At 61.8% G+C, this 22,407-nt stretch carries 19 protein-coding genes; 7 read left to right on the top strand and 12 right to left on the bottom strand.

What is annotated here, in order from left to right; translation table 11 throughout:
• Positions 1 to 78 precede the first annotated feature (78 nt).
• The 4 genes from ACQZ6J_RS12370 to ACQZ6J_RS12385 are packed head-to-tail and all read left to right on the top strand — an operon-like array spanning position 79 to position 3,510.
• The gene (locus tag ACQZ6J_RS12370; RefSeq protein WP_449084260.1) at positions 79 to 876 is read left to right on the top strand and encodes an ABC transporter ATP-binding protein; all 798 of its coding nucleotides are present in this window, start codon (positions 79 to 81) and stop codon (positions 874 to 876) included.
• On the top strand, positions 873 to 1,622 hold the full coding sequence (locus ACQZ6J_RS12375) for an ABC transporter ATP-binding protein (protein ID WP_163985425.1): 750 nt from the start codon (positions 873 to 875) through the stop codon (positions 1,620 to 1,622). The genes ACQZ6J_RS12370 and ACQZ6J_RS12375 overlap by 4 nt, the downstream gene beginning before the upstream one ends.
• The gene (locus ACQZ6J_RS12380) at positions 1,619 to 2,527 is read left to right on the top strand and encodes a branched-chain amino acid ABC transporter permease (protein WP_163985424.1); all 909 of its coding nucleotides are present in this window, start codon (positions 1,619 to 1,621) and stop codon (positions 2,525 to 2,527) included. The genes ACQZ6J_RS12375 and ACQZ6J_RS12380 overlap by 4 nt, the downstream gene beginning before the upstream one ends.
• A complete protein-coding gene (locus ACQZ6J_RS12385; RefSeq protein ID WP_449084261.1) occupies positions 2,524 to 3,510 on the top strand; it encodes a branched-chain amino acid ABC transporter permease in 987 nt (328 codons plus the stop codon). The genes ACQZ6J_RS12380 and ACQZ6J_RS12385 overlap by 4 nt, the downstream gene beginning before the upstream one ends.
• A gap of 86 nt (positions 3,511 to 3,596) precedes the next feature.
• Here ACQZ6J_RS12385 and ACQZ6J_RS12390 read toward each other — a convergent pair whose 3' ends face one another.
• From ACQZ6J_RS12390 to bla, 8 genes are all read right to left on the bottom strand, one after another.
• The gene (locus ACQZ6J_RS12390; protein ID WP_163985422.1) at positions 3,597 to 4,418 is read right to left on the bottom strand and encodes a carbohydrate ABC transporter permease; all 822 of its coding nucleotides are present in this window, start codon (positions 4,416 to 4,418) and stop codon (positions 3,597 to 3,599) included.
• A 1-nt stretch (position 4,419) separates the two neighbouring features.
• Entirely contained in the window at positions 4,420 to 5,286 is an 867-nt protein-coding gene (locus ACQZ6J_RS12395; protein ID WP_449084262.1) for a carbohydrate ABC transporter permease, read from the bottom strand.
• 51 nt (positions 5,287 to 5,337) lie between these two features.
• Positions 5,338 to 6,663, bottom strand: a complete 1,326-nt coding sequence (locus tag ACQZ6J_RS12400; protein ID WP_449084263.1) for an ABC transporter substrate-binding protein — start codon at positions 6,661 to 6,663, stop codon at positions 5,338 to 5,340.
• Positions 6,664 to 6,707: 44 nt separating this feature from the next.
• On the bottom strand, positions 6,708 to 8,222 hold the full coding sequence (locus ACQZ6J_RS12405) for a putative N-acetylmannosamine-6-phosphate 2-epimerase (RefSeq protein WP_449084264.1): 1,515 nt from the start codon (positions 8,220 to 8,222) through the stop codon (positions 6,708 to 6,710).
• 67 nt (positions 8,223 to 8,289) lie between these two features.
• A complete protein-coding gene (locus ACQZ6J_RS12410; protein ID WP_449084457.1) occupies positions 8,290 to 8,979 on the bottom strand; it encodes a GntR family transcriptional regulator in 690 nt (229 codons plus the stop codon).
• 198 nt (positions 8,980 to 9,177) lie between these two features.
• Positions 9,178 to 9,564: a hypothetical protein gene (locus ACQZ6J_RS12415; protein WP_163985417.1), complete on the bottom strand. Its 387-nt coding sequence runs from the start codon at positions 9,562 to 9,564 to the stop codon at positions 9,178 to 9,180.
• A gap of 545 nt (positions 9,565 to 10,109) precedes the next feature.
• The gene (ampC, locus tag ACQZ6J_RS12420) at positions 10,110 to 11,333 is read right to left on the bottom strand and encodes a class C beta-lactamase (protein WP_449084265.1); all 1,224 of its coding nucleotides are present in this window, start codon (positions 11,331 to 11,333) and stop codon (positions 10,110 to 10,112) included.
• 69 nt (positions 11,334 to 11,402) lie between these two features.
• Positions 11,403 to 12,278 (bottom strand): class A beta-lactamase, encoded by an 876-nt coding sequence (gene bla / locus ACQZ6J_RS12425; protein ID WP_449084266.1) that lies wholly within the window; start codon positions 12,276 to 12,278, stop codon positions 11,403 to 11,405.
• A gap of 169 nt (positions 12,279 to 12,447) precedes the next feature.
• Between bla and ACQZ6J_RS12430 the strand changes: the two genes are divergently transcribed.
• The gene (locus tag ACQZ6J_RS12430) at positions 12,448 to 13,326 is read left to right on the top strand and encodes a LysR family transcriptional regulator (RefSeq protein WP_449084267.1); all 879 of its coding nucleotides are present in this window, start codon (positions 12,448 to 12,450) and stop codon (positions 13,324 to 13,326) included.
• Between the two features lie 109 nt (positions 13,327 to 13,435).
• Here the strand turns inward: ACQZ6J_RS12430 and ACQZ6J_RS12435 are convergent, their stop codons facing one another.
• Both ACQZ6J_RS12435 and ACQZ6J_RS12440 read right to left on the bottom strand, forming a co-directional pair.
• Positions 13,436 to 14,938, bottom strand: coding sequence for a globin-coupled sensor protein (locus tag ACQZ6J_RS12435; RefSeq protein WP_163985413.1), 1,503 nt, complete (start codon positions 14,936 to 14,938; stop codon positions 13,436 to 13,438).
• Between the two features lie 496 nt (positions 14,939 to 15,434).
• Positions 15,435 to 16,457 carry an LLM class flavin-dependent oxidoreductase gene (locus tag ACQZ6J_RS12440; RefSeq protein WP_449084268.1) on the bottom strand — a complete coding sequence of 341 codons (1,023 nt, stop codon included), beginning with the start codon at positions 16,455 to 16,457 and terminating at the stop codon, positions 15,435 to 15,437.
• Between the two features lie 409 nt (positions 16,458 to 16,866).
• On the opposite strand from ACQZ6J_RS12440, the gene ACQZ6J_RS12445 reads away from it, so the two are divergent.
• On the top strand, positions 16,867 to 17,367 hold the full coding sequence (locus ACQZ6J_RS12445) for an invasion associated locus B family protein (RefSeq protein ID WP_163985411.1): 501 nt from the start codon (positions 16,867 to 16,869) through the stop codon (positions 17,365 to 17,367).
• A 180-nt stretch (positions 17,368 to 17,547) separates the two neighbouring features.
• Here ACQZ6J_RS12445 and ACQZ6J_RS12450 read toward each other — a convergent pair whose 3' ends face one another.
• On the bottom strand, positions 17,548 to 17,979 hold the full coding sequence (locus ACQZ6J_RS12450) for an Lrp/AsnC family transcriptional regulator (RefSeq protein ID WP_163985410.1): 432 nt from the start codon (positions 17,977 to 17,979) through the stop codon (positions 17,548 to 17,550).
• 138 nt (positions 17,980 to 18,117) lie between these two features.
• On the opposite strand from ACQZ6J_RS12450, the gene ACQZ6J_RS12455 reads away from it, so the two are divergent.
• A complete protein-coding gene (locus tag ACQZ6J_RS12455) occupies positions 18,118 to 19,221 on the top strand; it encodes a saccharopine dehydrogenase family protein (RefSeq protein ID WP_163985409.1) in 1,104 nt (367 codons plus the stop codon).
• A 125-nt stretch (positions 19,222 to 19,346) separates the two neighbouring features.
• Here the strand turns inward: ACQZ6J_RS12455 and ydiJ are convergent, their stop codons facing one another.
• Positions 19,347 to 22,382, bottom strand: coding sequence for a D-2-hydroxyglutarate dehydrogenase YdiJ (ydiJ, locus tag ACQZ6J_RS12460; RefSeq protein ID WP_449084269.1), 3,036 nt, complete (start codon positions 22,380 to 22,382; stop codon positions 19,347 to 19,349).
• Between the last annotated feature and the right edge of the window lie 25 nt (positions 22,383 to 22,407).

Genomic DNA, 22,407 nt, shown 5'->3' on the forward strand with positions numbered 1-22,407 from the left:
GCGTGATCAATGCAAGTGTGATCACAAATCAAATAATCAGGGAAGCGGCAGCGACTGCTTTCCGGCCAGAGGGATCTCATGAGTACGACAACTGAACGGCATGGGGAGGAAGCCCGGCCTGTTCTGACGGCTAGGAACGTGGTGCGGCGTTTCGGCGGCGTCACCGCCGTCAACGACGTTTCCTTTCATGTGCGCCAAGGCGAGATTCTCGGCTTGATCGGCCCGAATGGCGCCGGCAAGACGACGATGTTCGATCTTCTGGCCGGCAGCGTTGCGCCGAGCAGCGGCGAGATCGTCCTGAACGGCGCTGCGGTCGCAGGCGAGGCGGCTCATCGCCGGATCGGCCGCGGCCTCGGCCGGACATTCCAGATCCCGCGCCCGTTCCCCAATCTGACGCTTCTCGACAATGTCATGCTGGCTGCCCAGGATCAGGCGGGCGAACGTCTGTTGCCGAATTTCCTGCAGCCATGGAAAGTGGCCGGGCAGGAGAAGGCCGCCCATGCCAAGGCGATGGAGCTTCTCGACCTTGTACACCTGACGCGCCTGGCACACGAGCCGGCAAGAGTGCTGTCAGGCGGGCAGCGCAAGCTTCTGGAGCTTGCGCGCGTCATGATGGCCGATCCCGCCATCATCCTGCTCGATGAACCCGCCGCCGGCGTCAACGCCACTCTTCTTGAGACGATCATCGACCGCATCCGCGATATCAATCAGCGCGGCATCACCTTTCTCCTGATCGAGCACAATATCGACATGGTCACGCGTCTGTGCCACCGCGTGCTCGTCATGGCGGCAGGTCAGCTTCTATGCGAGGGCACGCCGGAAGAGGTCGCCCGCGATCCGCGCGTCATCGAAGCCTATCTGGGAGGCACGGCATGAGCGCACCTGTGCTGAGCGTTCGCAATCTCGTAGCCGGTTACGAGCCGGGCGTGCCGATCGTGCGCGGCGCTTCGATCGACGTGGCCGAACGGGAAATCGTCGTCGTGCTCGGCCCGAACGGCGCCGGCAAGTCGAGCTTCATCAAGGCGATTGCCGGCCTTGTGCCGGTTGAAAGCGGCAAGGTCGAGCTTGCCGGCAGGGATATTACGGGTGCTCCTGCGCACAATATGGTGCGGCTCGGCCTTGCCTTCGTGCCGCAGACGGAAAATGTCTTTCCGCTGATGTCCGTCGAAGACAACCTGAAGGTCGCAGGGGGTATCTTGAAGGCGAAAGAAGTGCCTGGCCGTATCGAGGAAATGTACGCGACCTTTCCGGATCTTGCCCGTCATCGCCGTATCGCGGCGGGCAATCTCTCGGGAGGCCAGCGACAGATGCTCGCGGTCGCGCGTGCGCTTATCGTCCATCCGAAGCTTCTCGTGCTCGACGAGCCCTCGGCGGGTCTTTCGCCGAAATTCGTCTCGATGGTTTTCGACATGCTCACCGATATCCGCAAATCGGGCGTCACCATTCTCCTTGTCGAGCAGAACGCCAAGGCGGCGCTGGCCATCGGCGACCGCGCCTATGTCCTCGTCGAAGGCAAGGACAGGCACGAAGGGGTTGCGTCGGAGCTTTGGAACGACCCCGTCGTCGCCGAACTCTATCTCGGCCAGCGGCCCGCGACGTCAGCAAGAGGAGGCGCGGCATGAACCTGCAATTTATCGTCGACGGATTGCTGACGGGGTCGATGATCGGCCTTGGCGCCATCGGCGTGACGCTGACCTATTCGATCCTGCGCTTTTCGAATTTCGCCCATGGCGATTTCATGGCCTGGGGGACTTATGCGACCCTTGCCGTCGTCAGCGCCATCGGTGCGGTCTTCGGCAAGGTCGCGCCCATCGGGCCGCTCTCCTTCGGCTGGCCGCTGATCGTGGCTGTTGTCGTCGCGATGGGCTTTACCGGCCTTCTCGCCCTGGCGCTCGACAAGGTGCTGTTTGCCAGGTTGCGAGCCAAGGGCCAGTCGATCATCGTCGTCATGGCGAGCTTTGGCGCCTCGATGGCTTTGCGCAGCCTGCTCGAATTCCTCTTCACCTCGCGTCCGACCTATTTCAGCCGCGCCATCCAGATCGCCATGCCTATCGGTTTCGGTATCCGCATCACGCCTGATCAGATTGCGCTTTTGATCGTCACGGCGTTGCTTGTTTTCGGCGTGCACATGCTGATGACCCGGACGCAGACGGGCCGCTCCATGCAGGCGCTCAGCCAGAACCCGGCGCTTGCCCGCGTCGTCGGCATCGATGTCGCCAAGGTCGTGCGCGTCACCTGGCTGATCGGCGGCGGCCTGGCTTGCGTCGCCGGCGTCATGATCGGCATTCTCGTGCAGATAAGACCGCTGATGGGCTTCGACATGCTGCTGCCGATGTTTGCCGCCGCCATTCTCGGCGGTATCGGCAGCGTGCCGGGCGCGGTTCTCGGCGGCCTGATCATCGGCCTTGCCGAGGCGGCTGCGGTTCAGCTTGTTGGGGCGGAGTGGCGTGCCGCCATCTCCTTCATCATCCTGATGGCGGTGCTGTTCATTCGGCCGATCGGCCTTTTCGGAGTGAGAGAGCGATGATGGATATTGTTGGCTATGGCGCTTTCTTCCTGACGACGGCGCTGATCTTTTCCTTCATCACGCTCGGTCTGAACCTGCAATGGGGGCTGACCGGCCTCTTCAATGTCGGGTTGGCCGGCTTTGTCGCCATCGGTGCCTATACGTCGGCTCTGTTGACGACGCCCGATACGGCGGGGCGCTTCGGCGGCTTCGATCTGCCCGTTATCGTCGGTTGGCTGGGGGCCATGGTCGTTGCCGGACTTGCCGCCGCCGTCATCGGCGTTGCCACGCTCCGGTTGAAATCGGATTATCTGGCGATCACCACCTTCGGCGTTGCCGTGGTTGTTCAGCTTGTGGCCTTGAATGCGCAGCGGCTGACCGGTGGTCCCTTCGGCATCGGCTTCATTCCCCGTCCGTTCTCCAGCCTTGCCGAAACGCCCCTGCTTTTCAATCTTGCCAATCTCGGCGTCGTTGTCGCCGTGATGCTGATCGCCTATTTCGCGCTCGAGCATCTGGCGAAAAGTCCGTGGGGACGCGTGCTGAAGGCGCTGCGCGAGGACGAGCGCGCGGCGGTTTCCCTCGGCAAGAGCGCTCGCTTCTATCGCGTGCAGGCCTTTGCCGTCGGCGGCGCCATCATGGGGCTTGCCGGCGCCATGCAGGCGCATTTCATCGGCTTCATCGCGCCGGACAATTATGTTCCGACCCTGACATTCCAGGTCTGGGTGATGCTGATTGTCGGCGGTTCGGGCAGCAACAAGGGCGCCGTCATCGGCAGCATCGTTGTCTGGGCGATCTGGGCGGGATCGGGCGCTTTGACGAGCGTCCTCTTCTCGCCGGAGCAGCAGGCCCGCGCCGCGTCGCTGCAGATCGTGGCGATCGGCGTCATGCTCTGCATCATTCTGCTGGTGCGCCCCGGCGGCCTCTTCGGCGATATGCCGCGGCGGAGGTCCACAGTCGCGCCCGAGGCGAAACCGGTTGCGGACGAAAGTAATGCCGCTTCGTAAAGGGGGTGCGCGAAAGGGCTTGAATATCGGCGTGTTTTCAGGCGCATAGGCCTGGATCTTGTCGTGGATTGCGAGGCTTTTGAACGCTAGCCCTTGACGGCGCCTGCCGTCATCGAGCCGGAAAGCTGCCGATACATTACCAGGCCAAGCAGTGCCGGCGGCAGTGCGCCGAGGATCATGACGGCGGATGCGAGGCCCCATTGCACCCCGCCGCCGCTGGCGGCGAAGAAGAACGAGGCGCCCACCGTCATAGGCACGGCGCGATTGGTCGTCAGCATCAGACCGAAGAGAAATTCGTTCCAGGCGGTGATGAAGCCGAAGATGAAGGTGGTCACGAGCGCGGGTCGGATCACCGGACGAATGATCCTGATCATGATCTGGAAAACGCTGGCTCCGTCGACCGTCGCGGCCTCGTCCAGCTCCAGCGGTATGTCGGATATGGCGTTGACCAGCATGACCAGCGCAAGCGGGATGTTGACGATCGTCAGGATGAGGCCGAGGCCGATCCGGGTGTCGAGCAGGCCGAGCCACTGGTACATCATGTAAAGCGGGATCGCGAAGACGACCAGCGGGACGGCGCGAAGGTTGATGACGAGCGGAAGCAGGAGTTTGCGGCCGGTCTCGCCACGGGCGATCACGTAAGCCGCCGGGAAGGAGAGCAGGATCGCCAGCAGCGTGCCGGTGAGCGCCGCCGCCGCGCTGTTTGCCAGATAGAGGAAGATGTTGAAGCGTTCGGTGTCCGTCAGCACCTTGAGGTAGTTGTCGAAGGTCGGCTGTTCGATCCACAGGCCGGGATTGCTGGAAATCTCGCGCGTCGTCTTGAACGAGGTGATGAGGGTGACGAGGATCGGGAAGTTCATGGCGAAGACGACGATGCCATAGACGAGCCAGCGCAGGAGCTTCAGCATCTCATTTCTTCCTTCGCGCGCCCAGCCAGTTCAGGCCGTAGAGAACCAGCAACGATGTGATGAACAGCACGACGGAGGCCGCGACCGCCTTGCCGATGGCGCCTTCCTTGAAGAATGCCTGGTAGATGTAGATCGACAGCGACGTCGTCGATCCGCCCGCGCCGCTGCCGGTCAGGGCGTAGACATTGTCGAACACGCGGAAGCCGTCGATGAAGCGGATGAAGAAGGCGACGGTCAGCGTCGGCAGCATCAGGGGCAGTTCGATGCGCCATAGCCGCTGCAGACCGGTCGCGCCGTCCAGGGCTGCCGCCTCGCGCACATCTTCCGGAATGGCGATATAGGCGACGTAAAAGAGCAGGAAGGCGAAGGGCGTCCATTGCAGCACTTCGACGACGACGAGCGTGCGGAAGGCATTGGTGTAGTCGAGGAAAGCCGGGCTGTCGCCGAACCATTCGAAAAGATAGTAGGGCACCGGGCCGGCGAACTCATGCAGCACGAGGCGGTACATCAGGCCGACCATGGCGGGCGCGACCATCAAAGGCAGCATCAGCGGTGCCATCAGGACGGGCCGTGCCGACAAGAGCGGTTTGAGGAAGATCGCCAGAAAGAGGCCGAGCAGGCACTCCGCAACCGCCGTAATGATGCCGAAGCGGAAGGAGAACCAGACGGATTGCCAGAACGCCGCCTCCGTCAGCACCGTGACGTAGTTGCCGAAGCCGCTGATCCGGGGGCTGCGCAAGGTCTCGAACGAAACGGTGGAAACGGAATAAAGGAGATTGAGGAGAGCGGGAAAGCCGAGGAACAGCAGCAGAAACCCGACAAGCGGTGCCAGGTAGAGCCTGCTTTCGGCGCGTTTTACAAGAGCCATGGGTTCAGCCGCAGCGGCCGGATGCCGTCAAGCCGGCATCCGGCCTTCTCCTTATTTCTTCAAGAGATCCTGCATGCCTGCCTTGGTGTGGGCAAGCGCATCCTCGAGGCTCTGCTGGCCGGACCAGTAGCCGGTGAATTCCTTGGCCTGAAGCTCATAGACCGAAAGCGCCTTTGCCGAGGTGGCGCCTGTCATGACGTAGCCATACTTGCTGGCAAACTCGCCAAGCTTCACAAGATCGGGGCGCTCCTTCGCCACCTTGGCGACGACGTCAGGCGTCAGCGCCGGCGAGCCGCCCGCCCGGGCATAGGCAAGGGCGGCATCCTCGGACGACAGCCATTTGAGGAACTTGATGGCGCCTTCCTTGTTCTGCGCGTTCTTGTTCAGCCCAAGACCGAGGCCGTGAATATGGTCGGCTCGTCCGTTCGGTCCGGCCGGCGGCGCGACGATGCCGGTGACATCGGCCACGGCCGGCGATTTCTTCGCATCGGTGAGCTCGGCCGCGGCTGCATTCCATTGCAGGGCGGTCGCAGTCTGCCCGGAGCTGAAGGCCGCGTTGGTTTCGGCATATTCGTAGCTCAGCGAATCCTTCGGCGACGCGCCGGCGTCATAAAGCGTCTTGTAGAGCTTCAGTCCCGTCTTGTAGGCGTCCGAGTCGATCGTGATGTTGCCGCTTGCGTCCATCCAGTCGCCGCCATAGGAGCGCGGCAGGGATTGGAACACCATCATGTTGAAGAGAAGGTTCTTCATCTGCAGCACGGTGCCGTAGCGGACCGGGCTCCGGCGGTTGGCCTGCTTGCTGAAATAGAGCGAGGTGGCCGCCCAATCGTCCCAGGTCCACTCGTCGGGCTGCTTGGGCGCAAGCTCCTTGCCGAGATATTTCTTGGAAATCTCGGCATATGTGGCCTTGGCATCGGGGTCGGCGATGAGGGCGTCGATGAGATCCTTGCGATAGTACATGAAATGCAGCGACAGGTCCGTCGGCACGCCATATTGCTTGCCGTCGAACTGCATGGTCTTCAGCACCGCGTCGCCGAACACCTTCGGCGCATCGGCATCGAGCTCGATCGGCTCCATATAGGGTGCATAGCGGCCGATCGAATAGGTCGCGACCAGGTTGACGTCGAAGGCGTTGGAGCCGGCGGCCATGTCGGCCTGCAGCTTGTCGAAGAAGCCGTCGCGATTGAAGAACAGAAGCTCGACCTTGTCGGCATCCGATGCCGTCTTGTTGTAGAGATCCGTGGTGGCGCGCAGCGCCGTCTCCTCCGAGCCGCCCGGCCAGCCGAGCACGACGACCTTGGCGCTTGCCAGCCCCGGCAGCGCCGTCGCCGACAGCGTCAGGGCGAGCATTGCGGACGATATGTGCTTGAATTTCATTGTTGTTCCCTTTCCTTATCGTTGTTGAGTTATCCGAGGCTTGTTTATCGATGGCGTGCGGCAAGATCCGCCGCGCCGATAATGCCGGCATGGGGACCGAGACTTGCGGCAACGAGGCGCGGCGCCAGATGCGGAGGGAGCCCGGCAAACTGCGCGCCAACGGCTTGGAGATAGCCGGATGCCAGACCGATGCCGCCGCCGATGACAATTCGCTTCGGCGCAAACATCATCTGTATGTCGCGGCATAAAAGCGCGACGCGCGATGCGGACTGTGCGACGATCGCCTCAGCCCAGCCGGCGCCCTCGCGCGCCTTCTGAAATATCTCCGGCGCTTCAGCAGGATGCCCGGCGCGGGCGGCTTCGGCCGCCATCCAGCGGCCCGAAACGACATCCTCCAATGGCGACTGGCCGTGCGTAGGCCCGCGAAGCAGGCCGAAGTGACCGGCAAGGCCGAGCAGCGGACGTCCGTTGACCACGACACCGCCGCCGATGCCGGTCGATATGGTCAGGAATACGGTATCTTCATTGTTGCCCGCACCGAACCTGTGTTCGCCCCAGGCGGCAGCCTGGGCATCGTTGACGGCAAAAGCCGGTTTGCCGAAGAATTCGCTTGCCCGCGCCGCCAGCGGATAATGATCTGGAATTGCAAGTGTTGCCGGATTGAGGGCCGACCACCGCCCTTCATCGATCAGGCCTGTCGCGGCAATGCCGACACGCTCGTATCGGCCGGCCCAGTGCCTGGCCTGCTCCGCAATGGCCGCGAGCCATGCGTCCGGGCCGGATTCCCGGCTGGTTGCAATCGTCGTTTCCGCGAGCACCTGCGTGCCCCGGACCAGCGCCGCCAGGGTCTTCGTGCCACCGATGTCGATCGCCAGCGTTGCTCCGTCCCGTTCCGAGAAGGCAGCCGAGACGGCGTCGTCGAACCAGGCCGTCACATGCTCGGTGCGCGTGATCGCCGACCCGACGACCACGGCACAGGCGCCGGCCCGCACGGCATCGGCCGCCTGCTCGGGCGTGCGGATGCGGCCTTCTGCGATCACATAGGGCGTCAGCTGCCGCATGGCGGCAATCAGGGCGATATCCGGCTCGACCGGTTCGGGACCGCCGACATAGCCGGACATGGTCGTGCCGATGAAATCGACGCCGGCTTTAAGGGCTTGTTTCGCATCCTCGAGGCAGGAGCAATCCGCCATCGACAGCAGGCCCCGCGCCTTGATAGCAGCAAGCAATGCCTCGATGGTTGCCGGCCGCGGCCGGTCGGTGGCATCGAAGGCGATGATATCGGCACCGGCATCGGCCAGCGCCTCGACATCGGCGACAAAGGGGGTAATGCGGACCGGGCTGTCATCGAGGTCCCGTTTGACGATGCCGATGATCGGCGCATCGACGGCGGCCCTGACGGCCGCGACATAGGCTGCCGATTCGACGCGCAGTGCGCGAGCGCCTGCCGCCAGCGCCGCGCGGGCAAAGCCGCTGACGAAAATGGCCTCATCCATAGCCCCGCCCGGCACGGGCTGGCATGAGACGATCAGGCTCAGGTTGAGATCTTCCTTGCGCATTCGGCACCCCTTTCGGAGCGCAACGATAGAGGATGATTACCGGAAAGCAACCGGTTTCAAACTGGTATTATCTTTGCAGTTCGAAGACGAAGTCGTAGACCTCGCCCTTGTAGCGTGTCTCGCAATATTCGACGATCTCTCCGTCGGCGAGAAAGCAGCGCCGTTCCGTCGTCAGGATCGGTGCTCCCGGCTCACAGCGCAGATGCTGCGCGTCCTCGGGAGAGGCAGCGCGCGCCCGCATTCTTTGCACGGCGCGCCGGGGCAGAAAGCCGCGCTGGGCGAGCGCTTCATAAAGGGAATCGCCGACGAGCGAAGGCGAGGGGAGGAAGCGCACGGGGACTGCGGCATGTTCGACGGCGATCGGCGCGCCATCGGCCGTCCGCACCCGGCGCATTCGCAAGACCTGCGCATGCGCCGAGATGCCGAGCGCCATCATTTCCGCCGGCGAAGGACGGGTCAATTGCTTGGAAATCCACACGCAGCCGGGTTCCATTCCCCGCGCGCGCAGGTCTTCCGAGAAGCTGGTGAGCGTGGAAAGCGATTTCTCGACGCGCGAGCCGATCTCGCTGCGCGCGCCCTGCCGGCGGCTCAGCATGCCTTCTTCCTCCAGCATGGCCAGTGCCTTTCGGACCGTGACGCGTGACAGCGACAAGGCTTCCGCGAGCGATCTCTCGCCGGGCAACACGGAACCGGATTTGAAGGGATGGCTGCGAATGGCTGCCTCAAGCGCCGTCTTCAGTTGCTTGTAGAGCGGCATTCCCTGCGCGCCGGAGGCAAGTTCGTTCCTGACCAGTTCGATAATATCAGTTGCCAAGGCGAGCCTTCCCTTCGATGGCATGGGGACGAAAATCTCGTCCTGCTCGATACTGGTATTATACTGTACAGGTTTTTGCGATCTGTCGAGGTGATCGGGCGCTTACCGGCCGGCCATGGGCGGGCCGGTACGCAGTTCGTATCAGGAAGCGAGCGCCCGGCGCTGGGGCTGCGTGGAAACAGCTTTGGCGGGGACCCGCAGCGGGGCCTTCGAGACGGCAGGCATGGTGCGGGAGGTATTGGTCTTTGTCGCGCCCAGCCAGCGGAGGATCGCGTCGAAGCCAGGTTGAGCGACGCGCTTGAGTTCCGGGCTCATTTCCTCGTCCATGCCGCACAGGGTGGCAATTTCCTGAAAGTCCACGCGACCGGCCCGAAGCGGGGGGCGCGACTGGAATACCACCAGCCCGATCATGAAGCCTTTGATGTTCTCGAAGCTGCGCGGCTGCAGCAGCGGCTTCAGCCGCATATCGCAGAAATCCGAAATCTTGCGCTGGAAAACGTCAGAGGCAGAGTTTTTCTTTACGGGCATTATTCATTCCTTGCAGGCGACATCATCCAAAGGTCGGGGAGTGGCCCGCTAAAGCACGGAAGTTAACGAAGCGCAAACAACCGACCGATTGGCCGCTTTCAATTCTACGATGAGCGGGGATTTGCCAAGTAGAGGATCGACCACGCTTCGGTCAAGACCGTTTGCGCCATGAAGCGGGCAGGAAAACGGCGAACATCTGTCCAGCGGGACCATCAAGACCATGAAAAAACTGTAACTTGCCTCGCAAGTCATTGAGAGCGACATTTTCCTTGCGCCGGATATATGAGGTGAAAGACATGTCAGTCTTGGAAATGTTGGTCAGACGCCGGATTCAGGAAGAATATGCAAAGGGCACGTCGCCAGAGCGCATAACCCGGCTCCTGCAGGAATTCTTGAACGGAACAGAAGCCTCCCAAGCCGATGCTGCTCCGCGCCGTTCCGCAGATCATCCGTAGCAGGTGACAGACGTGATGAAGGCGGCCGGCCCTCGATGTTTTTCCGAGCGCCGGCCGTTTGTTGAGACAGGGAAAAATCCCTGCCTGCTGTTATTGGGCAGCGTTCGCTTCCTGCAGGCTTTCGACGACGGTCAGGATCTTGTAGGCCGCCGAAACGCGAGCGGGAATTGGGAAATTCCTGTTCGCCAGCAGGACGATACCGACCTGCCGCGCGGGAATGAAGGCGGCATAAGCGCCAAAGCCGTTCGTCGAACCTGTCTTGTTGAACAGCATTTCCTTGCGCGGTTGCTGCGGCGGATCGAGGCGGGCGACCTTGTGCGGGTCGAGCGCCATGTCGGACGAGTTGCCGGCCAGCAGCCGGGCAAGTGTCGTCGGATAGGCGTAAGTTTCCCAGCCGAGCGCCTGCGTCATGTTCCCCACGCTGTAATAGCCGACATGTGTCGCGTCGATCGCCCGCTGAAGGGTTCCGCCGAGTTTGGCGCCTCCCATATTGGCTTCGAGAACGGCAAGCATGTCGGATGCCGTGGTCTTGATGCCGTATGCCTGCGTGTCCAGAACGCCGGGATTCACGCGGATCGGCTTGTCGCGCTTTGAATAACCATAGGCATAATTGCCCATCTCAGACGACGGAACGCGGACATAGGTGTGGCTGAGTCCAAGGCCGGCAAGGATCTTCTCCTGCATCAGCGTGTCGAACGGCTCTCCAATGGCCTGCGCCGCGAGATAACCGAACAGGCCGATGCTCGGGTTGGAATATTGTCTGTAGGTGCCGGGTGCAAAGGAAGGATGCCAGTTGCGATAATAGGACATCATCTTTTGCTGATCGGTCACGCCCTCCGGAAATTGTAGGGGCAGACCGCCCGCCGTATACGTGCCGAGATCGAGAAGGCTGATCCTGTCAAAACTGCTGCCCGCCAGTTCCGGCAGATATTTCGTCGCCTTGTCGGAGAAGGACAGTTTTCCATTGAGCTCGACGTAAGAGCCGAGTACGGCGGTAAACGTCTTGCTGATGGAGCCAAGCTCGAAAATCGTGTCGTTCGTGACTTTCTGGCCGCTTTCCTTCGAGGCAACGCCATAGTTGAAGACATAGCGCTTGCCCTTGACGGTGAGCGCGATTGCCATGCCCGGCACGTCGTTTTCCTTCATTAGCGGGCGGATGGTCTCGTTGACCGCCCGCGCCAGCCGATCCTGGTCATTGTTTTCGGCGGCATGGGCGCCGATCCCATAGAAAAGGCAGCCCGAGACGATGCCGAGCTTCCGGAGAGACGTGGAACGTATATTCAAGATGATATCCTCGTTGTAATGACCGGCCATGCAGGGTCGCACGGCCGAAAAGGGATGGTGCCGATGGTGGGCGGCGGCGTCTGTCGGGCTCCTTCGATTTCAGATCGCGGCGGCGATCGCATTGCGCTCGTCGGCCGCGATCGTGGGTATTTCGCAATAGGCGGTGACGATGATGGGTGCCCGGTTGGGTGGCCATAGCACCGCGATGTCGTTGGCATTGCCGGCCTTGTCGCCGTTCGTTCCTGTCTTGTCGCCAGCCAGCCAGTCCTTCGGAAGGCCGGCGCGCAGGCGGGCGTCGCCCGTCTTGTTGGTGATCAGCCACGCGGCCAGCTGCGATCGCGAGGCAGCCGAAAGGACGTCAGTGAACAGAAGCCGCCGCAGGTTTTCCAGCATGGCCGCCGCCGTCGTCGTGTCGCGCTCGTCGTCCTGCCTGTCGTGGTAATTCAGCGTGGGTTCGGTGCGGTCGAGGCGCGTGGTCTCGTCGCCGAGGCTGCGGCAGAAGGCCGTGAGCGCCTGCGGGCCGCCGAAGCTCGCAAGCAACAGGTTGCCGGCCGTATTGTCGCTGAGGGTCACCGCCGCCGCGCAGAGTTCCGCAAGGCTCATGCCCGCGCTGTCGCGTACATGTGCCTTGGTTGCCGGCGAGCCATCGACAAGATCGCTCTTGGTGTAGCGAATGCGCCGATCGAGTTTCTCCTGGCCCTTGTCGACACGCGCAAGTACCAGGGCCACCGCCAGCGCCTTGAAGGTGCTGCACATCAGGATGCGTTCGCCGGCGCGGTGTTCGATGCGCTTGCCGTTTGCCATGTCGAGAATGCTGACGCAGATGCGGCCCGGGTGCTTGCTCTCGAGCGCGGCAAGCCGCGCTTCACCCGAACGATCGTCCGCAGCGCGTCCAACCCCGCTTATCCCTGCCAGAACAGGCAGCGCAAGCAAGCTGCCGGCAAGGCTTTGCCGGCGCGACAATAAGATCGTCATCGTGTTTCCACTTCGATTTACGTTGGGCAGAGGTGCGCGTGTCAGGCCCCGTGGAAGTCATTGGAACCCTGCAAATCACCTTGCGACGCGGACTATGGCGTTCCTTCGTGCCCTCGACAAACGATCAATTTTGGGCTTAGACATGAGAAAAACTTGGCCTTAGGACACAATGGACATCTCACAGCTGCCTCTGAACGCCCTGCGCGTCTTCGAGGCCTCGGCGCGACATTGCAGTTTTACGCGGGCGGGCCTTGAGCTTAGGGTTACCCAGACGGCGATCAGCCACCAGGTCAAGGCGCTGGAGGATGTGCTGGGCATAACGCTATTCAAGCGCCTGCCTCGCGGTCTTGCCTTGACCGACGAGGGGCATGCGCTGCTGCCGGTGCTGACCGATGCGTTTCGCCGCATGAGCGCTACGCTCAGCCAGCTGGAGGAAGGAAATTTCGCCGAGATCCTGACGGTCGGTGTCGTCGGCACCTTCGCCATCGGCTGGCTCTTGCCGCGCCTGGGCAGCTTCAAGGCGCAGCATCCGCATGTCGATCTCCGCCTGAAGACCAACAACAACCGCGCCGACATGGTGCTCGACGGGCTGGATTTCTTCCTGCGCTTCGGCGATGGCGCTTGGCATGGAACGGAGGCGATCCACCTGATGGATGCGCCGCTCTCCCCGGTCTGCACGCCCGGTATCGGTGCGCAATTGCACACGCCCGCCGATCTTGCCGATTTTGAACTGCTGCGATCCTACCGGCTCGACGAATGGGCGCTCTGGTTCCGGGCGGCAGGGCTGCCGCCGCCTCATCTTCGAGGCTGGATGTTCGATTCGTCGCTGACGCTGGTCGAGGCCGCCGCGCGCGGCGTCGGCGTCGCGCTGGTGCCCGTCGCGATGTTTTCCCACGATATCGAGGCCGGCAGGATCATGCAGCCCTTCCGGATTACCGCGATGACCGGAAGCTATTGGCTGACGCGGTTGAAGTCACGGGCGGAGACGGCTTCGATGAAGGCGTTTCGCCAATGGCTGATGGCGGAAATCGAGGAGATGCCGGGATAGCTCGCACAGACGAAAACGACCCCGAACCTGCGTCCGGAGCCGTTTGATCTAAAGCCATCGAAGAGCAGTGCGGCAACACGGCGCCCGATGTCTGAAAATAGCTGCTGCCTTAGCTTGCGAGTTTCAGCCTGACAGCGCCGGTCCGCGTGCCGGAGCGCACGGTCTTGAAGCGCCCGACCAGGCCTGCGAGCTCGTTGCTGATATCGGCAAGGTGCCGTGTCGAGGCATTGGTCTCTTCCATCAGCGCCACGTTCTGTTGTGTCATCTGGTCCATGTTGCGGACGGCGGAGTTGATTTCGCTGATCCCGACCGCCTGCTCCTGCGTCGAGCGGGCGATGGCGCCGACATTGCGGTCGATGGACGCGACCTGATTGCCGATCAGGGTCAGGGCTTCGCCCGTGCGATTGACCAGTTCGACACCACGGCGTACGTCGTTCGACGACCTGTCGATCAGATCCTTGATTTCCTTTGCGGCGGTTGCCGAGCGCTGCGCCAGTTCGCGCACTTCCTGGGCGACGACGGCGAAACCCTTGCCCTGTTCGCCGGCCCTTGCCGCTTCGACACCGGCGTTGAGCGCGAGAAGGTTGGTCTGGAAGGCGATGTCGTCGATGACGGAGATGATATCGGTCATCTTGCGCGACGAGGTCTCGATATCGCCCATCGCGGATACGGCCTGCTGAACGACCTCGCGGGACCGTTCCGCTTCGGAGGCGGATTCCTTGACGATCGCCTGCACTTCGCGCGTCCGCTCGGCCGTCTGTTCGGAAATCGTCGTGATCTGATCGATCGCAGCCGCACTTTCCTCGAGTGCCGAAGCCTGCTGCTCCGTGCGCCTTGCCATGTTGTCGGCGGCCGAGGAGATCGATCCGGCCTCGTCGCGAACGCGGGTGACCGAATCTTCGATGTGCTGCATCGCCGTTCCGAGCGACGTCAGCGATTCGTTGTAGTTGCCTTTCAGAACTTCGAACTCGGCCGAAAGCGCTTCGGTAATCTCGGCCGTCAGGTCGCCGTTGGCGAGGCCTTTCAGCGCGATGCCAAGCGCATTGAGGGCGCGTTCCTGCTCGCGCTGCGCGGCAGCCCGTTCGGTTTCCGCGCGATCGCGCTCATCGGCGAGCACCTGCAGATAGACCGAAATACCGTAGTCCATATCGAGCAACGCGGCCTTGATGATCGCCGACAGCCGCCGCGACAGGGCCTGTTCATGCTTGCGCTGCATGATGCCCTTGAGCTGCTGTGCGACGATCGACCGCACCATGCCTTCGAGAATCAGCGCATAGCCGCCGATATACCAGCGCGGCTCAAGCCCCAGGCGCGCATGAGTCCTGCCGACGGCCGATACCGCTTCGACATAATCGGGACCGTATTTGCCCGAAGCGATCGTTTTCCAATGATCCTGCTGCTTGGATTTGGCGTGCGCCACATGCTGCTGCGAGGAGAAGAACTTCGACATTGCGGGGTGTTTGGCGATCTTCTCGTAGAAGACGTCGAGAGACCCTTTGACGGCAGATTCGATGATCGGCTGCAGCTCCGACAGAGCCTGCCGGGCATCCTGTCCCAGTCCAACAAAGTCGAGTCGATCATTCAACTCGTCCATTTTCGATGCGCGCACCATAATCTGCTCCAAGAAAGAATTTCAAGCAGTTAGGGCACAGTCATGGTTAAAAATTCATTAGGTTCCGGCCCAGTTTCTGGGCGCGATTGTCGCAGCTTTGCGTTGGCGGGTTGCCGACACATCGGCGTTGCAACATCATTGTCCGAGATACGTGCTGAGGGCTACCCGTCAGCACCTATCTCGACACGGAGCAAATGGCATTGGGGCCTAAACTCGGCAGATAGATGAGAGGGCAATAGTTTCTCGTCGTTGCGGCGTACTGTCGAGCTCATCCTGATCGACGCCGGAGACGGGCGCCGCCCGATTTTTCTTTCGAGCGGATTTTCGTCATGTCTGATGTGGCGCTCGCGTTGACGTGAGTTCAAAAGCGAATCGCCCGCGAAGAAAGGATGCCGCGGGCGATTGAAGGCGATGTTTCCGTGTTGTCAGACCTGAGCAATATCGGCGGTACAAACCGCCAGATCCGTGCTCCGGCATCCGTCTTTCCGGGAGCGCTTCAGCGCCATCCCAGCGCCGGTGCGACGTGGGTCAGGATGGCCTCGATGACGTGGGCGTTGTAATCAACCCCGAGCTGGTTCGGCACGGTCAAAAGCAACGTGTCCGCCGCGGCGATGGCTTCATCCTTTGCCAGTTGCTCGATCAATACATCCGGCTCGGCGGCATAGCTGCGGCCGAAGATGGCGCGCGTCTTGTCGTCGATGAAGCCGATCTTGTCGGCGTCCTTGCCGCTGCTGCCGAAATAGGCGCGGTCGAGATCGTTCACCAGCGCGAAGATGCTGCGGCTTACCGAGACCCGCGGCTCGCGCTTGTGGCCGGCCTCTTTCCATGCCTCGCGGTAGGCCTTGATCTGATCGGCCTGCTGGACGTGGAAGGGCAAGCCGCTTTCGTCGTCCTTGAGCGTCGAGCTCTGCAGGTTCATGCCGAGCTTTGCCGCCCATACGGCCGTGGCGTTGGAACCCGCGCCCCACCAGATGCGGTCGCGCAGGCCTTCGGAGTAGGGCTCCAGACGCAAAAGACCGGGAGGATTGGGGAACATCGGGCGCGGGTTGGGTTGGGCAAATCCTTCGCCGCGCAGCAGGTCGAGCAGCACTTCCGTGTGCCTTCGGCCCATATCGGCGTCGCTCTCGCCTTCCGTCGGCGCATAGCCGAAGTGGCGCCATCCGTCGATCACCTGTTCCGGAGAACCGCGGCTGATGCCGAGCTGCAGGCGACCGCCGGCGATGAGGTCGGCAGCACCTGCATCCTCTGCCATATAGAACGGGTTCTCATAGCGCATGTCGATGACCGCCGTGCCTGTTTCGATCCGGCTGGTCTTGGCGCCGACGGCTGCCAGCAGGGGAAACGGCGAGGCAAGCTGACGCGCGAAGTGGTGCACGCGGAAGTACGCGCCATCGGCGCCCAACTGCTCGGCGGCGACGGCGAGATCGATCGATTGCAGGAGCGTGTCGGCTGCCGAGCGTGTCTGCGATTGGGGCGATGGCGTCCAGTGGCCGAATGAAAGAAAACCGATCTTTTTCATGATTCCATCCTACTATGTCTGGTGTGTCCGGCTCGATTTCTTGCCACAGGTGACGATGCCGATACAGGCAACGCGTCCAAGGCGTCCGTTATCCGCGTCATCATTCCATGGCTCGCAAGAACCGTGATTTCGAGTGCGTATATGTGCATGGATGCAACTGGTTGGAACAGCGCAATCTGTGAACTGATCGTCAACATGGATGGAGACACCGGAAACGGCTGAGGCCTTGACTACCTTACGGTCGTCGCCGGCCTGCATTTTCGCCTGCCATCCCTTTGCGGCCTCTCCAAACATGAACAAATTTTAACCGACGCGTTAACAATCAGATAACGCACCGCACCGAAACTGCCGCGCGTGTGAGTGCATCTCTCGCTTTCAACGTCCTTGAAACAAGAAATGGCAGGAAACTATGTTTGCAAGAAAATTCGCCCCCGCTCTGGTCTTCGTCGCATTCGGCGCCGGTATCGCGCATGCGGAAGTGCCCGTTCGCATCGATCAGTTCGATCATTGGGGGGCGTATTCTTATAAGTCGGGCGACAGCGTCAATTGCTATGTCCTGTCGAGGCCGGTTGCCCAGCAGCCCGCCAATGTCGACCATGGCGACAATTTCTTCATCGTCTCGCGCCTGTCTTCCGGCGACAAATTGGTTCCCGAAGCTGCGATGGGCTATGATCCGAAAGACGGTGCGCCGATGACGGCGATGGTGGGTGACAAGACATTCCCGATGTTCACGAAAGACCGGCATGCCTGGGTGAAAGACGAGACGCAGGAGCCGACCCTTGTCAGCGCCATGAAAGGTGGCGCCCAACTGCAATTGCAGGCAACCTCCAAACGGGGAACGGCAACGAGCTACTCCTATTCGCTCTCCGGCATTACGGCTGCATTGAAGCGGATAGAGACCTGCAAATGAGGCCGCCGGCACCATAGGCCAATTGGCGGAAGGGAAGCCGAAGAGCGCCAACAGCCTGCTCCTCGGCTTTTCTTTATTCAACAGCCTGTCAATGCGATTGCTATAACGAACTGTCGTGCCTGCCATTCTGCTTCGACGGGCGAACTTCGGCATGAACAGGCAGAAATGTCGCAGATGCCCTCAGCGTGAGATTCGCGTGGAAAGAATGATGGACGAGAGGGTGCGTTCGACGCCGTCGATCGTGCCGATTCCGTCGATCAACTGATCCAGCTGGGAAATCGAGGGCGCTGCGATGATGGCGATGAGATCGAAGGTGCCGCTCACCGAATGCAGCGTCGTTACCTCCGGGATCGCATCCAGCGACGCCGTCACCGCCGACAGCGCCTTCGGTGCGATCGTAATCAGCACATGCGCCCGAATCAGGCCGGAAAGATAGGCCTCCGAAAGCCGCACGCCATAGCCCGCAATCACGCCCTCGCGCTCCAGCCGTTCGAGCCTGGCCTGGACGGTGGTGCGCGACAGCGACAGCTTTTTGGCGAGCGTTGCTACCGGCATGCGGGCATTCTGGCCGAGCAGGGCGATCAGCTCGCGATCCTTATCCGTAACCTGCATGGCGGCTCCTGCGTTTTGCAAAATTATGTCGTCAGTTTGTATAGATTTATACAACGAAATGCGTTTTTCGTCGCTATGAATCGTTCAACTCCTGTCTACACTTATAAAAATCTTATCAATGAAATGCAGGGGAGTCATATGAAAGACATAGTGGTTATCGGCGCAGGCAAGATCGGTGGGGCGATTGCTCTGATGTTGGCCGAGACGGGCGATTACAGGGTCGTCGTCGCCGACCGCAGCCAGGAGCAGCTGGACAAGATCGACCGCCATCCGGCGATTTCCACGGCAGCTGTCGACATTGCCGACCGCGCGGGTCTGGTCGCCGTCCTGAAGGGCAAGTTTGCCGTATTGTCGGCAGCACCGTTCCATTTGACCGGCTTCGTGGCCGAAGCGGCGCTCGAGGCAGGCGTCCATTATCTCGACCTTACCGAAGACGTCGCGACGACGAAGAAGGTAGAGGAACTGGCGCAGGGCGCGAACACCGCATTCATTCCGCAATGCGGCCTCGCTCCGGGCTTCATCTCGATCGTCGCCAATGATCTCGCCAAGCGTTTCGACAGCCTCGACAGCGTGCGTATGCGCGTCGGCGCGCTGCCGCAGTATCCGTCCAATGCCCTGAACTACAATCTGACCTGGAGCACGGACGGCCTGATCAACGAATATATCGAGCCCTGCGAAGCGATCGTCGAAGGCAAGCTCGTGACCGTTCCGGCGATGGAAGAGCGCGAAGAGTTCTCGCTCGACGGCGTCACCTACGAGGCTTTCAACACCTCGGGCGGGCTTGGAACCCTTGCCAAGACGCTGACCGGCCGCGTGCGGACGATGAACTACCGCACGATCCGCTATCCCGGCCATCAGGCCATCATCAAGGCGCTGCTCAACGACCTGAACCTCAAGAACCGCCGCGATGTGCTGAAGGATCTGTTCGAGAACGCGCTTCCTGCCACCATGCAGGACGTGGTCGTGGTCTTCGTCACCGTATGCGGCTGGCGCGAAGGCCGCTACATGCAGGAGACTTATGCCAACAAGGTCTATGCTGGCATTGTCGCCGGCAAGAAGATGAGCGCTATCCAGATCACCACCGCAGCCGGCATCACCACCGTGCTCGATCTGCTGGCCCAGGGCAAGCTGCCCGCCAAGGGCTTCGTCTGCCAGGAAGAAATCGATCTCGGCGATTTCCTCGCCAATCGCTTCGGGCAGGTCTACAGCCTGGAAAAGATCAAGATGAGAGAAGCGGTGTAATTAGCGCTTATCCATGATGATTTGTATGTGGCGCCTGTTGGGCGCCACATCTGTTTTACGATACCGGCATGTGCAAAATCAGAAGCCCAAGCGCCGTCAGCCAATCTGAAAGATCGCGCTGCGTTTCAGCCGATCAGACTATTCAGGATCTCGACGGGATGCGGAATGGTCCGGCGTTCCATCTTGGCGACCTGCGAGCGACAGGAAAAGCCGGTGGCCATGACGATGTTTTGAGTGCCGCTCTCGGCGATCTTGTCTTGCCAGCTCATCGCATAGAGCTTTTCCGAAATAGGCCGATTGCGCAGCTCGTGGCCGAAGGTGCCGGCCATGCCGCAGCAGCCGACATCGGCCATATCGAGCTTGATGCCCAATTTTTCGAACAGCAGCGACCACTGCTTGAGCGCGGCCGGCGCATTCGTTCGTTCCGTGCAATGGGCAAGCAGCGTGAAACGCTCGCCGGGTGAGGCTTTCGGCTGTGGCAATCGATCGAGATTGGCGGCGAACCATTCCTGAAGCAGCAGCACCGGTGCCCGCAGCCGGGCAGAGGGCAGCGCGGCATATTCGCTGCGATAGGTCAGCGTCATCGATGGGTCGATGCCGACAAGCGGGATGCCCGTCTGCGAGATACGATCGAGATAGTCCCGCGATTTTGCTGCCGTCCTCTCGAAGCGGCCGAGATAGCCATGCACATGCAGGGCCTTGCCGTTTTGCTGCGGGCTGGCGATCCATGGCTTCATGCCCATCTTCAGCGCGAGCTTGAGCGCGGCGATGACCACAGCCGGATCGAAATGGGTGGAGAAGACATCGGCAATGATGACGACCGATCGAGCGCGCTCCTCGGGAGAGAGCTTCGCCAGACGCTCCGGCGTGGCGATGCGCACGCCGAGGCGAGCGGCCTCCCGCTGCAGCGAGATCGCGGGCATGGTCGGAAGAGCCGTGAGGCCGGCAAGCCGCATCAATGCCTGACCGGCGTTGGATCCGGTCAGCAGATTGTAAGCGGGCTTGATGCGCGCCATCAGCGGCAGCGTGGTCTCGATCGCGGCGACGATCGGATCCTTCAAGGGCCTGAGATAGCGCCCATAATAGAGCTCGAGAAACTTCGACCGGAAGGCCGGGACGCTGACCTTGACGGGACATTGCCCCGCGCAGGCCTTGCAGGCGAGGCAGGTATCCATCGCCGCCCGCACTTCATGGGAAAAGTCGTCACGGTTGGACGGATTGAGCGAGTTGGCCGTCCGGCGAAGCAGATTGCCGACGCGGTTGGCGCTACGTTGCGCTTCCGCCTCGCGTCGGGGATCGACCTGGCGCTCGGCAAGCAGACGCAGCCATTCGCGCATCAGCGACGCGCGCCCCTTCGGCGAATAGCGCCGGTCGCCCGTCGCCTTGAAGGAGGGACACATCGGGCTTGCGGCGTCGAAGTCGAAACAGGCGCCATTGCCGTTGCAATAGGCGGCATTGTCGAAAGCGGCGCGAATGTCGTTGCCGATGATGCGATCGAGATCGCCGCGCAGCGGCACTTCGTCGATCTTGAGCAGCGGACGAGAGGCGGCCGAGGCGATCTTGCCGGGATTGAGGCGATCACCCGGATCGAAGGCGCGCTTGATGTCCTGCAGGCAGGGATAAAGATCGCCGAAGAATTCCGGCACATATTCCGAGCGTACGCCCTTGCCGTGCTCGCCCCAGAGCACGCCGCCATATTTGCGTGTCAGCGCGACCACGCCGTCGCTGATCTTGCGCACGAGCGGCTGATGGTCGGCGCGCGTCAGGTCCAGCGCGGGGCGAACATGCAGCACGCCGGCATCGACATGGCCGAACATGCCGTAATCCAGTCCTTCGGCATCGAGAAGCGCCCGGAATTCGCCGATATAGGCGGCCAGATGCTCGGGCGGGACGGCGGTGTCCTCGACAAAGGGCACCGGCCGCACTGGTCCTTCGACATTGCCGAGCAGGCCGACGGCGCGCTTGCGCATGGACCATATCGCCTCGATTTCGGCCCTGTCGCGGGCGATCGTATAGCCCTTGTGACGTGCGGATGAGAGGTCGTCGAGGGCGGCGGTGACGTGAGCGAGCTTGCGCTCCAGCTCCTCGCGGTCGTCGGCCAGCAGCTCGACGAGGTTGATGCCGTTGGCGGAGCCGGATGCATCCTCGGGAAAGAATCGGGCGATATTGGTCCAGACGATGTCGCCCTTCGCCAGGCCCAGCACTTTCTCGTCGACCGTCTCGACCGAGGCCACCTTCAGCGCCACCAGCCGCCGTGCGTCCTCGAGCGCGGTGTTGAAATCATCGTAGCGGATGTTGATGAGCGCTGCCTCCGCCGGGATCGGCAGAACGTTAAGCTCTGCTTCCGCGATCATGGCAAGCGTGCCTTCCGAACCGCACAGCACCGCATTGAGATCGAAGCGGCCGTCCTCGCGCCGGATATGGGCGAGATCGTAGCCGGTCATGTAGCGGTTGAGCTTCGGGAAGGTGGCCGCGATTAGCTCGCTCTTGTCTCCGGCGATCCCGTCAACGACCCTGTGAATCTCTCCGATCCGATCCTCGCGTGCCTTGATCTCCTCCAGTTCCGCGTCACCGAGGGGACGCGACCACCAGTCGCTGCCATCGCAGAGCACGACGCGAAGGCCGAGAACGTGGTTGCTGGTCTTGCCGTAAAGGCACGAGCCCTGGCCGCAGGCATCGGTCGAGATCATGCCGCCGATCGTGGCGCGGTTGGAGGTGGAAAGCTCGGGCGCGAAGAACAGGCCGTGTGGCTTGAGGGCCTTGTTGAGCTGATCCTTGACAACGCCGGCCTCGACGCGGGCGATCCTCCGAACAGGATCTATCTCCAGAATTCGGTTCATATGTCTGGAGCAGTCGACGACGACACCCGATGTCAACGACTGGCCGTTCGTCCCGGTTCCGCCACCGCGCGGCGCGATGGTCATGTCGGAAAAGGCGGGTTCCGATATGGTCGTCGCGATGATCTTCAGATCGTCGGCGCCGCGCGGATAGACAAGGGCCGCAGGCTTGATCTGATAGATGGAATTGTCGGTCGAAGCCACCGTCCTGGCGCCTTCATCCATCTCCACGTCGCCACGGAAGCCGAGCGCGGCCAGCCGGCGCCCGAAGGCGCCGATCTGCTGCTTACGACTGTCTTTCGCCGAAACGAGGCGTGGGAGCATGGTACGAAGGCTTCCGGCGTTTTAC

The sequence above is a fragment of the Rhizobium sp. A37_96 genome (genome assembly GCF_053521765.1).